Source organism: Streptomyces sp. NPDC001914 (assembly GCF_042891215.1).
Taxonomy (GTDB): Bacteria; Actinomycetota; Actinomycetes; order Streptomycetales; family Streptomycetaceae; genus Streptomyces.
Window position 1 is genome coordinate 1 of the sequence record NZ_JBIASW010000002.1, and the last position, 12,965, is coordinate 12,965.

The following is a 12,965-nucleotide window of genomic DNA, read 5'->3' on the forward strand; positions in this document are numbered from 1 at the left end:
CGGTTACATTCCGAACCCGGAAGCTAAGCCTCACAGCGCCGATGGTACTGCAGGGGGGACCCTGTGGGAGAGTAGGACGCCGCCGAACAAATTTTGAAGAGAACCCCCGGACCGGGGATACCGGTCCGGGGGTTCTCTGCGTTTAGGGTCTTTGGTATGCGCTACGACTTGATTATTTTCGACAACGACGGCGTCCTCGTGGACAGCGAACCGATCTCCAATACCCACCTGGCTGCCTACCTGACCGAGCTGGGGCACCCCACCTCCTACGAGGACTCCCTGCGGGACTACATGGGGTCCGCGATGCACCGCATCCACGATCTGGTCCTGGAGCGCACCGGCCGGCGGTTGCCGGACGACTTCGACGACGTGTTCCACGCCCGGGTCTTCGCCGCCTTCGAACGGGAGTTGAAGCCCGTTCCCGGGGCCGGCCAGGTGCTGGAGAAGCTGGCCGCGGACGGAGTTCCGTACTGCGTGGCGTCCTCCGGGAGTCATGAGCGGATCCGGGTCGGGCATCGGACGACGGGGCTCGACCGGTGGTTCGACGAGGACCGGATCTTCAGCTCGCAGGACGTCGGGCGGGGCAAGCCGGCTCCCGATCTGTTCCTGTACGCCGCCGAGCGCATGGGCGTACGACCGGAGAGGTGTGCCGTCGTCGAGGACAGTCCTCTCGGCGTCCAGGCGGCCAACGCGGCCGGGATGGACGTGTACGGGTTCACCGCCATGACACCGGCCGACCGGCTGACCGGTGCCACCCAACTCTTCTCCGACATGGGGGAGTTGGCTGACCTGCTGAAATGACGTCACCCATCGGCCGGCGCTGACATTTGTCATGCCGAGCTCCGGACGATCGTTTCTGTCGGGGGGCGGGGTCCGACCGCGAAGCTGAGTACATCGAAACGGGACGTACACAGCGACGACGGAGGGACCCGATCATGACCATCACCGCCACCGAGATCAGCACTGGAGCGACCACCCGCGCTGCCCGGGCGGAGGTGGCCACCACCGCGGAGACCGCCGGCCCCCGGCCGAGCTTCCTGCCGCTGATCGTGGACGTGGCGGTGCCCGTCGGCTCGTACTACCTGCTGAAGAACGGGTTCGGGATGAGCACGATGGCGGCCCTCGGCTGGAGCAGTGTCGTTCCGGCCGTGCGGACCGTGTGGAGCGTGGTGAACGAGCGCAGGGTCAACGCGCTGGCCGCGCTGATCCTGTTCGTCAACGTGGTCGGGCTCGCGCTCAGCCTGGTCGCCGGTGACCCGCGGCTGATGCTGGCCAAGGACAGCGCGGTCAGCAGCACGATCGGGATCGGTGTCCTGGTGTCGGTCAGGCTCGGACGGCCGATGATGACGCAGGGGATGAAGCCGTTCCTGGTGAAGGGCGACGCGGCGCGGGCCGCGGCCTGGGACCGGCTGGCGGCGGGCTCGGAGGCGTTCCGGAAGGCCGAGCGGACGTTCTCGCTGGTGTGGGGCACGGTCCTGCTCAGCGAGTGCGTCGCGAAGGCCGTGGGTGCCTACACGCTGCCGATCGACACCATGGTCTGGCTCGGCACGGTCGTCACGATCGCCTCGATGGTCCTCGCCTTCCTGCTCAGCGGCCGCTTCGCCGTCGTCCCGATGCAGAAGATGCTGGAGCACGAGCTCGCCGCCGAGACCGGGCCGCGGGGCTGAACGGCCCCGCACCGAGGACCCCGGACCCCCGCACCGAGGACCCCGGACCCCCGCGCCGAGGACCCCGGACCCCCGCACCGACGCCGGGGACGGGTCCGCCACGAAGAGGTCGTCAGTCCCTCCCCACCCCCACCTCCGAAGAGATGAGCAAAATTCATCTTCGGCTTGATCTACCCACCGGTAAGCCGGGGCCCTACGCTCGCCGCCATGACAGATGTGCTGCGGCGCGGTAGGGCCTCTTTGGCGTTCAGCTTCTTCGCTCAGGGCGCCGCCTTCGCGCTGCTCGTGACACGTATCCCGGCCATCCAGGACCGCTACGGGATCTCCGACGCCCTCCTGCCGGTCTTCCTGGCGGCCGTCCCGGTCCTCGCCGGGCTGGGCAGCGTCACCACCGAGCACCTCGTCAAGCGCATACGCCCCAGCCGGATCCTGCGGTGGTCGCAGCCCGTCGTGCTGCTGGCCCTGCTGGGCGTCGGCGCCGGTGACCAGCTCGCCGAGGTGGCCGTCTGTCTCGGTGTCTTCGGTCTGGCGGTCGGAGCCCTCGACGCCTCGATGAACATGCTCGGGGTGAGCCTCCAGCGGTCGTACGGGCGCAGCATCATGCTCGGCTTCCATGCCGCGTACAGCCTGGGCGGGATCGTGGGCGCCTCGCTCGCGTGGGCCGGCGCGCACTGGCATCTGTCGCTCTTCGTGTCGTATCTGCCGGCCGTGCTGGTGCTGCTGCCGCTCGCCCTGGTCGGCAGCCGGTGGTACGTCGACGGGGGCTCGGACGCCGACGGGACGAAGGACGCGCAGGCCGGTGCCGGTGCCGGTCCCCTCGTCTTCAAGCTCCTGCTCCCGCTGTGCCTGGTCATGACGTTCGCCTACATCGGCGACTCGACGGTCTCCAACTGGAGCGCGAAGTACCTCACGGACGTGCTGGGCAGTTCGGAGCAGACGGCGACCGTTCCGTACAACGTCTACATGGTGATGACGCTGGTGGGGCGGGCCGTCGGGGACTTCGGGGTGCGGCGGTTCGGGGCCGTGGCGGTGGTGCGGCTGGGCGCCGTGGTCGCCGCGCTCGGGTTCGGCGTGGTGGCGGTCGCACCGGGGGCCGGGGTGGGCATGCTGGGGTTCACGCTGCTCGGGCTCGGGCTGTGCGTGATCGTGCCGCAGACCTTCGCGGCCGCCGGGCGGCTCTTCCCGGGGGCGTCCGACACGGCGATCGCGCGGCTGAACATCTTCAACTACGTCGGATTCCTGATCGGTTCCCCGTTGGTGGGCGCGCTGGGCGACGCGTGGAACTACCGCGGGGCCATGCTCGTACCGATGGTGCTGGTCCTCGCGACCTTGGGGTACGCCCGGTCGTTCGAACCTCAACCGGACCGATACGGTGACGTGCATGAGCGGCCGCGCACAGCTGATGTGGGACGAGGCAGTAACGGGGTATGACTTCGGTCCGGACCATCCGATGGATCCGGTCCGGCTCCGGCTGACGAGGGGACTCGTCGAGGCCTTCGGGCTCGACCGGGCGGTCGACGTCGTCGCGGCGAAGCCCGCCGGGGATTCGACCCTGCGGCTGGTGCACCGCGAGGACTACGTGGCGGCCGTCAGGGCGGCGTCCGCCGATCCCGCCTCGGCCGACCCGTCGTACGGCCTCGGGACCATGGACGATCCCGCGTTCGCCGGGATGCACGACGTGTCCGCGATGATCGCCGGGCAGTCCGTGGGGGCCGCGGAGGCCGTGTGGCGCGGTGAGGCGCTGCACGCGGTGAACTTCGCCGGCGGCCTGCATCACGCGATGCCCGGCGCGGCCTCCGGGTTCTGCGTCTACAACGACGCCGCTCTCGCCATCGCCCGGCTGCTGGAGCTGGGCGCCGAGCGGGTCGCGTACATCGATGTCGACGTGCATCACGGTGACGGTGTCCAGGCGGCCTTCTGGGAGGATCCGCGGGTCCTGACGATCTCGCTGCACGAGCATCCGCGGACGCTGTTCCCGGGCTCCGGGTGGCCCGAGGAGACCGGGGCGGGCAGCGCGGAGGGCACGGCCGTGAATCTCGCGTTGCCGGCGGGCACCGCGGACGCGGGCTGGCTGCGGGCGTTCCACTCCGTGGTGCCGGAACTGATCGCCGATTTCCGGCCGCAGGTGTTGGTCACCCAGCACGGCGCGGACACCCACTTCGAGGACCCGCTCGCGCACCTGGCCGTCTCGCTCGACGCGCAGCGGGCCGTGCAGGTCGCCTGTCACGACCTGGCGCACACGTACGCCGACGGCCGCTGGGTCGCTCTGGGGGGCGGCGGATACGCGGTGGTGGAGGTGGTGCCGCGCTCGTGGACGCATCTCGTGGCCGTGGCGGCGGGCCGTCCCGTCGAGCCGGAGACGGTGATCCCCGAGAGCTGGCGGCAGGAGGTCTTCGCCCGCACACGGCAGTTGGCGCCGATGCGGATGACGGACGGCCGGTGGCCGGTGTCCTTCAAGGACTGGGAGTCGGGGTACGACCCGGCGGACCGCCTCGATCAGGCGATCGTGGCGACGCGCAAGGCCGTGTTCCCGCTGCGGGGGATGCTTCCGTAGGACTGGCCAGGGACCATTAGGCCAACTGTGGGGCATATTCCGCATTGTGGGCATAGGGTGCCGGTGGATGAGCCAGCATCGCTGACGTGTTGAGCACCGGAGCCTTGCGCGCACATCTGCTGGCCGCCCGGCTCGCCGGTCCTGTGGCCACGTCGCGCGAGGAGAGCCTGCGCAGCTACCGGCTCTTCGCCGCCCGCGACCCTCGTCTGCTGCTCGGACTCGATCCCGAATGGACCTGGCGCCAGCGGGATCTGATCGAGTTGATGGCCGACAAATGCGGGGTCTCGGCTGATCCGTCCCACACTTCGGGGCATGATGTGATCGACCCGGAGCGGACCCTGGCGGCCCTCGACGCGTTCGCGGAACGGCTCGGCGAAGCCGCCCGACGCCGTCACCCCGTGCTTCTCGGTACCGGTCACCCGCACCGTCTGATCGATTTCTACGCCGCGCTCGCGGACGCCCTGTCGGCGGCTGGATGTGTCGTCCTCACCCCCGCGCAGGGTAGCTCTATCGACATAACGACCCGGTTCGGTCTACGCACATACAACCTCGACTACGTACGAGGTGTCGCGTTCGTGCGTGAACCGGAGGCGGAGGCCGCCGGTCGTGCGACCGGCGCACACTCCCATTCACCCCTCCCCGTCAGGACGGTTCTGGCGGCCGCGGCCGAGGCCGGAGAGCCCCTCCCGGAGCTGGTCATCGGAGACCACGGATGGGTCTGCGGGGCAGGTCAGCTGGGGTTCGAGGCCATCGGGCTGGCCGACACGGACGATCCCGCCCTGTTCGTCGGAGAGGCAGAGGGGCGCGTGTCCGTCGTCGTTCCGCTAGATGACGCTGTGCGGTCTGATTACTACCGACCGCTTACTCGCTATGTACTCAATCGAGCGTGTCTGTCACAGTAGGCGGCCGATGGCATCTCCTCTTCCCCACTCGCATCACCCGCCCCTACATTGGGGAGTGAGTGCGCAACGACGAAGAGTCACCGGAAGGGGAAGCCGGTGGCCGTCGAGTGCGGAAGGTGCAGGTGTGACATGGCTGCAGGCGAGAGGCCTCTGAACGAGGTTCAGTTCCTTACCGTGGCGGAAGTCGCCTCGGTGATGCGAGTGTCGAAGATGACCGTGTACCGCCTGGTGCACAGCGGTCATCTGCCGGCGATCCGGGTGGGGAGGTCCTTCCGGGTGCCGGAGCAAGCGGTTCACGAGTACCTCCGTGAGAGCTATGTGGGGGTGGAGACCGCCTGACGGCGTTCCGGGAGACCGTTCGCGATCTCCCGGAAAACACCTCGATTACGACCTCAGCTCTCGGGCGGGTAGGCTGGCCCCTCATAGGTCGTGTGGGCCCATGCAGCCCAGCACCGAGTAAAGAGAAGTGAGCGAGGGTAGTCGTGGGCTCTGTTATCAAGAAGCGGCGCAAGCGGATGGCGAAGAAGAAGCACCGCAAGCTGCTCAAGCGCACTCGCGTTCAGCGTCGCAACAAGAAGTAAGCGACGCGCGGAAACGCGTACTGTGGCCTCTCACCAGCGGGTGGGGGGCCACAGGCGTATCCGCCCGGGGAAAACCGCACGAGGGCCGGCCGAGGCCGTCGTGGCGGCTGCCGAGGAGTTCCGGCCCGACGCTTTCCGGCGGGCGGCTGTTCCGCTCCGCCGGTCCCAGCCGGTTCCAGCCCGCTGGCTCCGGTACGGCGGTCGCCGGGAACGCTCCGACAGGCATGACGACGGCGGGGAGGGGAACCCCGAAATTCCGCTCGACCGTCGAACGTCCTCGGCCACGCGCGCCCCGCACGGCTGTGGGCCGAATGGCTGGGTCTGGTCGTACGTCCATGGCTGTCGTCACTTCGTGCATCGGGCGGTCATCACAGCGCAACATCAACCCGCTAAGTTGGCCGCACACGGGGAACTCGGCAGGTACGAGCGGAGCTAGGTCCAGTTCTGGAAGGAAGGCGCTGATCTTGGGGAAGGTCGTGCTCGTGACCGGGGTGGCCCGGCAGCTCGGGGGCCGGTTCGTACGACGGATCCAGCGTGACCCGCAGGTGGACCGGGTGATCGCCGTGGACGCGGTGCCGCCCGAGCACCACATCGGCGGCGCCGACTTCGTGCAGGCCGACATCCGGCAGCCCACCATCGCCCGGGTGCTCGCCGAGTACTCCGTCGACACGGTCGTCCACATGGACGTCACGGGCACGGCGCTGGCCTCCGGCAGCCGGACGACGGTCAAGGAGACCAACGTCATCGGCACCATGCAGCTCCTCGGTGCCTGCCAGAAGTCCCCGACGGTCAAGCGGCTCGTCGTGAAGTCCAGCACGAACGTCTACGGTTCGGCGCCCCGCGACCCGGCCGTCTTCACCGAGACCACCTCGCCCAAGTCGCTGCCCAGCGGCGGCTTCGCGAAGGACACGGTCGAGGTCGAGGGCTACGTACGCGGCTTCGCGCGCCGCAGGCCCGATGTCGCCGTGTGCGTGCTGCGGTTCGCCAACATCCTCGGACCCAGCGCTGATTCGCCGCTCGCCTCGTACTTCTCGCTGCCGGTGCTGCCGACCGTGTTCGGCTACGACCCGCGGCTGCAGTTCGTCCACGAGAGCGACGTCATCGAGGTGCTGCGGCTCGCCGCGCACGAGCCGCAGCGGGGCACGCTCAACAGCGGCACGTTCAACGTCGCCGGGGACGGCGTCCTGCTGCTCTCCCAGTGCGCGCGACGGCTCGGCCGCGCCACCGTCCCTCTCCTGCTGCCGGCCCTGAGCTGGGCCGGCACGGCCGTGCGTACCCTGGGGGTGACGGATTTCTCGCCGGAACAGCTGCGGCTGCTCACGCACGGCAGGGTGGTCGCGACGGTCCAGATGCGCGAAACCCTGGGCTACCAGCCGAAGTACACGACGGCGGAGACCTTCGCGGACTTCGCCCAGAGCAGGGGTCCCGGACTCCTGCCCCCGGAGGCCCTTGCGGGGGCCGTGGACAAGATCGCCGCGCTGCCCGTTCTGGGCGGCGGCCACCCCCCGACGCAGAGCGCCAACTGAGGAGCGCATCAACGATGGCGGACGCCAAGGTCATTCCGTTCGACGACGACCGCTCGCGCGGGGCTGCGGTGCAGCGCCCGGCGAGGCGCCGGGCCGCGGGGAGCCGGCGCAAGGGCGATCCCGTGGTCGTACGCGAGGTCCAGCCCATGCCCGGACGGGCCCTCCCGCAGGATGATGTTCCGGTGACGCAGGAGGAACAGCCGCCCCGCAAGCCCCAGCAGGGCGGCACGGGTACGAGCCTGGAGCAGCGCATCGCGGGAGGTCTCTCCTTCCTGCGCCGCAGGCTCACCGGTGACTACGAGATCGACGAGTTCGGCTACGACCAGGAGCTGACCGACCAGGTCCTGATGTCCCTGATCCGGCCGGTGTACGAGAAGTACTTCCGCGTCGAGGTGAAGGGCGTCGAGAACATCCCGTCCGAAGGCGGCGCGTTGATCGTCGCCAACCACTCGGGCACCCTTCCGCTGGACGGCCTGATGATGCAGGTCGCCGTCCACGACAACCATCCCGCGAACCGTCATCTGCGTCTGCTCGCCGCCGACCTGGTCTTCATGCTCCCGGTCGTCAACGAGCTGGCCCGCAAGGCCGGTCACACGCTGGCCTGCTCGGAGGACGCCGAACGGCTGCTGGAGCGCGGTGAACTGGTCGGTGTGATGCCGGAGGGCTTCAAGGGCATCGGCAAGCCGTTCAGCGAGCGCTACAAGCTCCAGCGGTTCGGCCGGGGCGGCTTCGTCTCGACGGCCCTGCGCGCGGGCACCCCGATCATTCCGTGCTCGATCGTCGGGGCGGAGGAGATCTACCCGATGATCGGCAACGCGAAGACGCTCGCGCGGCTGCTGGGATTCCCGTACTTCCCGATCACGCCGACCTTCCCGTGGCTGGGCCCGCTCGGCGCGATCCCGCTGCCCACCAAGTGGACGATCCAGTTCGGCGAACCGATCCGCACGGACGGCTATCCGCCGGAGGCGGCCGACGACCCGATGCTGATGTTCAACCTGACCGACCAGGTCAGGGAGCAGATCCAGCACACCCTCTACAAGCTGCTGGTGCAGCGCAGGTCCGTTTTCTTCTGATCATGCAAATACGATTCTGTTGATCATGTCCTGATATGCCGGTACGTCGATGGGGGCGCCCTCCTCAGGGAGGGCGCCCCCATCGACGTGACCGCGGTGGGCCCGTCAGTCGCTGTCCTGCGTGTCGATGCCGAGGCCCGGCAGGAGACCGGGGAGCAGGGGCGGCAGGGTGACGTCCGGTTCGCTCGTCGCGCTGTTCTTGCCGCCGGCGCTGGACGACGGGGTGGTGCTGGTGTCGTCCTGCGGCGGGTCGAGCAGACCGCCGGTGCCGCCGCCGAGCAGGCCCTCGCTGCTGCTGCCGGAACTGGACGGCTTGGGCTTGCCGCTGCTGTGACTCGCGCCGGCGGAGCTGCTGCCGGCGCTGGGCGCGGTCGTGTCCGTGCCCGACGAGCCGGCGGACTCCTCGCTCTTGCCCCGGTGACGGCCCGTGCCCTCGGGGGCGGGCGTCCTGGGCAGCTGCGAGCGCAGCGGGTCGACCTCTTCGTCTATGGCGTCGAAGACCGACGAGACCTGGTCACTGACGTCACCGAGCTGCACGGGCAGCCGGTCGCGCAGAGCGCCCCAGGCCTCCCGGTGCGACCGGGAGAAGGCGGACAGGGTCTGGATGGGGCCCAGTGAGCCGTCCCGTGCGTACGCCTCGTGCAGCAGTCGGTGGCCCTCGGAGGCGTCGTGCTGCATGCCGGACAGAGCGCGGCGGATCTCGCCCAGGGACTCGTGGTCCAGGTGTCCCGAGCGGCCCCGCTCCATCAGCCGGCGGGCTTCGTTCAGGCGGTTGGAGGCCTGGTCCAGATAGAGCTCGCCGCGGTCGCTGTCGCCGTGGGCCAGCCCCAGTTTGATGTCCTCCATGCCGCGCTTGAGCCCGTAGAGCGAGTCACCGGGCAGGGCGTCGGAGCTCGCGGCGGCCACACCGCCGAAGGCTCCGGCGGCCACGCCGACGGTGAGCCCGCCCGCGGCCAGCCCCTTGGACAGCCGGGACCGGGGACGCAGCTTCCCCAGTCCGGTCGCCCGGTGCGAGCCCTTGGCCCGATGGGACCGCTGTTCGGGCAGAGCGCGGCCCGGACCCTCGCCTCCGGCGGTGCCCTCCTGCAGCATGGCCTCCATCGCGGCGACGAGCTGGGCTCGCTGCACGATCTTGACCTCGGGGTCCAGCTCCGGTTCGGGCAGCTCGCCCAGACCGGTGGCGAGGGCCAACAGCAGCCCTTGCTCGGTCTGTTCCGCAGCAGCCCGGGACGGTGCCGAACCATCCGGCTGCTCGGCCGCCGTGCCCTGGTCGATCTCCTCCAGGGCCTGGGCGAAGGCGTTCGCCCGCCGGTGTGCCGATACGTTCGCGATCACTGGCGGCACCTCCTCTCGTCATGACGGTCGACTCCCCAGGGGGTCCTGAGGGTTGCACCCCCTGGCCGTGTGCACACGATCGGGTGATCGGCGCTGGCCAAGGCGTGACCACAGGGAGCCTGTATCCCGCACAACGAGCGTCACGGCACTTGGGTTACGGACGACCGGTGAGCGGACCGCGAAGTCAACAGACCATTACAGAAGGTGAGTTGGACGTCGCTGAGCGTGCGGGGCCACTGGGGCCCGAGGCGGGCTCAGCGCACGTCGTCGGGCAGGAGCCGGGCCAGCGTGCGCACGGCCCGGTACTGGAGGGTCTTGATGGCGCCCTCGTTCTTGCCCATCACCCGGGCGGTCTCGGCGACCGAGAGCCCCTGGAGGAAGCGGAGCGTCACGCACTCCTGCTGCTGCGGGTTGAGCCGTCGGACGGCTTCGAGCAGCGCGGCGTTCGACAGGGACTCCAGGACGGAGTCCTCGGGGGAGCGCTCGACCTCGTTGGCGTCGAGCATCTCGCCGGTGGTCACTTCCAGCCGGAAGCGGCTGGACTTGAAATGGTCGGCCACCAGGTTCCGGGCGATGGTCACGAGCCAGGCGCCGAAGTCCCGCCCCTGCCAGGTGAAGGTGCCGATCCGGCGCAGCGCCCGCAGAAAGGTCTCACTCGTGAGGTCCTCGGCGGTCGCCTTGCCTCCGACCCGGTAATAGATGTAGCGGTACACGGTGTCGCTGTACTGGTCGTAGAGCCGTCCGAAGGCGTCGGCCTCGCCGGCCTGGGCGCGCTCCACGAGATCCATCATCCGGGCGCTGTCGCTGTCCGCGGCCGGACGGCGTGCGGTGGTGGCCGAGCCCGAGCGGCCTCGCCTGCCGACCGCCGCGTTGCCGTCGGCCAGGGCGTAGCAAGGTCCGACGGGCGCGGGGAGGGCGAAGGCGGGGACGGCGTACGCGGTGGGGACGAAGCCGCGCAAACGGTCCAGGACCGTTGCGCGCAGCGTAGCCAGGCCCGAGGCGTCAACCCCGACGTGTGAGTACACGGGACTCCCAGAGGCAGAGCTTCCATCACGTGCAGTACGGGACCTTTCACTCGTCGTGACGACAGAGAGGTACCGGTTTGCGTCTGAGGAGAATAACGCTTCGTACAGGCAGCACTACACCCAGTTGCTAAAATCATCGATTACGACGCTTTTGGCACGGATCGATGCCTGTTCAAGTACCGGTCGGTGACCGCTTGTTGATCGCATCGGTTCGTGTTCCGTCTGAGTGCAGGGCGTGTTGTGCCCGCCTGCGGCGAGCGTGACTGAGTCGCCCACGACGTGGGTAGGACGATGTGATTGCCCCCGCGACCGACGGCCCCACCCCAGGTCCGGACAGGTTTTCGCCCCCTCCGCCCCTACCCGTCCCGTACCTGGGGCTCCGCCCCGGACCCCGCTCCTCAAGCGCCGGAGGGGCTGAAATCTTGCCCCGCACCCGAGAAGTGACCCCCTGGGGCTCCGCCCCAGACCCCGCTGCTCAATCGCCGGAGGGGCTGAACTTTTGCCGGCCGGGGCTGAAATCTTGGGCTGAGACCGTCACCACGATGTGCGCGCAGTCGGGGTCCGGCGTGAGGGGACGTGGCGGTACATCGATGGCCGTCGCCACTAACGGTCACTTCTCTGCCCGACAGCGGCGGCCTGATGCACCGGCGCGGCCCCGACCCACCCACCGGCGGAAGCCGGAACCGCACCCGCGACGGGGCTACCGGCGGCGACGATGCAGGGCGATCGCGGCGGCCGTGCCGCCGGCCACCGCGCCGACCCCGGCCGCGGCGGGAATCCCGACCTTCGCGGCCTTGCGCGCGGTGCGGTAGTCCCGCAGCCGCCAGTCGAAGTCCCGCGCGTGCTTGCGCAGTTTCGAGTCCGGGTTGATCGCGTAGGGGTGCCCGACCAGCGAGAGCATCGGAATGTCGTTGTGCGAGTCGCTGTACGCCGCGCAGCGCGAGAGGTCCAGGCCCTCCGCGGACGCCAGCGCCCGGACGGCCTCCGCCTTCGCCGGACCGTGCAGGGGCTCACCGACCAGCTTGCCGGTGTAGATCCCGTCCACCGACTCCGCGACCGTCCCCAGCGCACCCGTGAGACCGAGCCGCCGCGCGATCACGGTGGCGATCTCCACCGGCGCCGCCGTGACGAGCCACACCTTCTGCCCGGCGTCCAGGTGCGCCTGGGCGAGCGCCCGGGTCCCGGGCCAGATCCGCTCGGCCATGTACTCGTCGTAGATCTCCTCGCCGATCGACATCAGCTCGGAGACCCGGTGGCCCTTCACGATCGACAGCGCGGAGTCACGCGCTTCCTGCATGTGCTCGGGGTCCTCGACCCCGGCCAGCCTGAACCACGCCTGCTGCCAGGCGAACTTCGCGAGATCGCGGGTCTCGAAGAACTTCCGCTTGTACAGCCCGCGTCCGAAGTGGAAGAGGGCAGCACCTTGCATCACGGTGTTGTCGAGATCGAAGAACGCGGCGGCCCGGTCGTCGCCGAGCACCGGGAAGTCGGGTTCCTCCACGGCGTCCGGTGGCGCCAGTTCTTCCAGTTCCTGCAGTTCCTGCGAGGACTTGCGCGCTGCCTCCGCCGAGGCCTCGCCTGCCAACACGCTCCGCGCGGTTGCGGAGCGCCTACGGGGAGTGAGCCATCCGAGAGCGGCCATGTCGTGAGCATAGCCAGTCTGTTCGGCGCTTCCGGAGTCGACAGGATTCGGTGCTGTGAACTCTCCGCGGCCATGCCGTTAAACGAGCGCTCCGGCCCACCGCACCCACGGCGCGTCGAACCAGGACGGGGCCATGCCGCCGCGAGCCGCGCGGACGGTGCCCACCCGGCCGTCCGGGGCGGGAGAATGGCGCGTATGAGCCCCATCTTCCGGCGCAGCGACCGCCGTACGGAGACGAAGGCGCCCGCGGATCACCTGGTCACACTGATCAGGAAGCCGGGGTGCCATCTGTGTGATGACGCACAGGAGGTGATCGAGAAGGTGTGCGCCGAGCTCGGGGTCCCCTGGGAAGGAAAGGACATCACCGAGGACGAGGAACTGCACCGCCAGTACTGGGAGCAGATCCCGGTCGTGCTGGTGGACGGCGCGCAGCACACCTTCTGGCGCGTGAACGAGGAACGCCTTCGCAAAGCCCTCACGGGGTGATGCGCGAAGCCCTCACGGGGTGAGCCGGGCCCCGTGGGGCCGGGGGTGCCCGTGATGTATCCCGACTTGTGACCTGTCTGACCCGTCCAAAGCGTCCGGAAAGTCGCCTAGGATCGACGGCGATTGGTCTCGGGGGCGGGATTCGTTGAGGAGAGTGTGCGGTTTTGCCCCCTT

13 protein-coding genes and 1 rRNA gene are annotated in these 12,965 nt (G+C 69.4%); 11 read left to right on the forward strand and 3 right to left on the reverse strand.

What is annotated here, in order from left to right:
• From rrf to ACFYYF_RS05045, 10 genes are all read left to right on the forward strand, one after another.
• A 5S ribosomal RNA gene (rrf, locus tag ACFYYF_RS05000) occupies positions 1–88 on the forward strand; the annotation flags it as partial.
• Between the two features lie 68 nt (positions 89–156).
• A complete protein-coding gene (locus tag ACFYYF_RS05005; protein ID WP_388771602.1) occupies positions 157–801 on the forward strand; it encodes an HAD family hydrolase in 645 nt (214 codons plus the stop codon).
• A gap of 134 nt (positions 802–935) precedes the next feature.
• Complete coding sequence (locus ACFYYF_RS05010) at positions 936–1,667, forward strand: VC0807 family protein (protein ID WP_388771604.1); 732 nt, start codon at positions 936–938, stop codon at positions 1,665–1,667.
• A 207-nt stretch (positions 1,668–1,874) separates the two neighbouring features.
• On the forward strand, positions 1,875–3,098 hold the full coding sequence (locus tag ACFYYF_RS05015) for an MFS transporter (protein WP_361677284.1): 1,224 nt from the start codon (positions 1,875–1,877) through the stop codon (positions 3,096–3,098).
• Positions 3,049–4,221 (forward strand): acetoin utilization protein AcuC, encoded by a 1,173-nt coding sequence (locus ACFYYF_RS05020; protein WP_388771607.1) that lies wholly within the window; start codon positions 3,049–3,051, stop codon positions 4,219–4,221. Before ACFYYF_RS05015 ends, ACFYYF_RS05020 begins: the two co-directional genes overlap by 50 nt.
• A gap of 86 nt (positions 4,222–4,307) precedes the next feature.
• Positions 4,308–5,123 (forward strand): phosphatase, encoded by an 816-nt coding sequence (locus ACFYYF_RS05025; RefSeq protein WP_388771612.1) that lies wholly within the window; start codon positions 4,308–4,310, stop codon positions 5,121–5,123.
• Positions 5,124–5,252: 129 nt separating this feature from the next.
• A complete protein-coding gene (locus ACFYYF_RS05030; RefSeq protein ID WP_093781815.1) occupies positions 5,253–5,462 on the forward strand; it encodes a helix-turn-helix domain-containing protein in 210 nt (69 codons plus the stop codon).
• Between the two features lie 143 nt (positions 5,463–5,605).
• Entirely contained in the window at positions 5,606–5,704 is a 99-nt protein-coding gene (locus tag ACFYYF_RS05035; RefSeq protein WP_003948845.1) for a 30S ribosomal protein bS22, read from the forward strand.
• 464 nt (positions 5,705–6,168) lie between these two features.
• Positions 6,169–7,230, forward strand: coding sequence for an NAD-dependent epimerase/dehydratase family protein (locus tag ACFYYF_RS05040; RefSeq protein WP_388771615.1), 1,062 nt, complete (start codon positions 6,169–6,171; stop codon positions 7,228–7,230).
• 14 nt (positions 7,231–7,244) lie between these two features.
• On the forward strand, positions 7,245–8,303 hold the full coding sequence (locus tag ACFYYF_RS05045; protein ID WP_388771618.1) for a lysophospholipid acyltransferase family protein: 1,059 nt from the start codon (positions 7,245–7,247) through the stop codon (positions 8,301–8,303).
• 105 nt (positions 8,304–8,408) lie between these two features.
• Here the strand turns inward: ACFYYF_RS05045 and ACFYYF_RS05050 are convergent, their stop codons facing one another.
• The 3 genes from ACFYYF_RS05050 to ACFYYF_RS05060 all read right to left on the reverse strand — a co-directional run bounded on the left by ACFYYF_RS05050 (position 8,409) and on the right by ACFYYF_RS05060 (position 12,305).
• A complete protein-coding gene (locus ACFYYF_RS05050) occupies positions 8,409–9,638 on the reverse strand; it encodes a DUF5667 domain-containing protein (protein ID WP_388771620.1) in 1,230 nt (409 codons plus the stop codon).
• Positions 9,639–9,892: 254 nt separating this feature from the next.
• Complete coding sequence (locus tag ACFYYF_RS05055; RefSeq protein ID WP_388771622.1) at positions 9,893–10,663, reverse strand: ECF subfamily RNA polymerase sigma factor, BldN family; 771 nt, start codon at positions 10,661–10,663, stop codon at positions 9,893–9,895.
• A gap of 700 nt (positions 10,664–11,363) precedes the next feature.
• Complete coding sequence (locus tag ACFYYF_RS05060) at positions 11,364–12,305, reverse strand: HAD-IB family hydrolase (protein ID WP_361677263.1); 942 nt, start codon at positions 12,303–12,305, stop codon at positions 11,364–11,366.
• 186 nt (positions 12,306–12,491) lie between these two features.
• Between ACFYYF_RS05060 and ACFYYF_RS05065 the strand changes: the two genes are divergently transcribed.
• A complete protein-coding gene (locus ACFYYF_RS05065; protein WP_361677260.1) occupies positions 12,492–12,791 on the forward strand; it encodes a glutaredoxin family protein in 300 nt (99 codons plus the stop codon).
• The last annotated feature ends 174 nt before the right edge of the window (positions 12,792–12,965 follow it).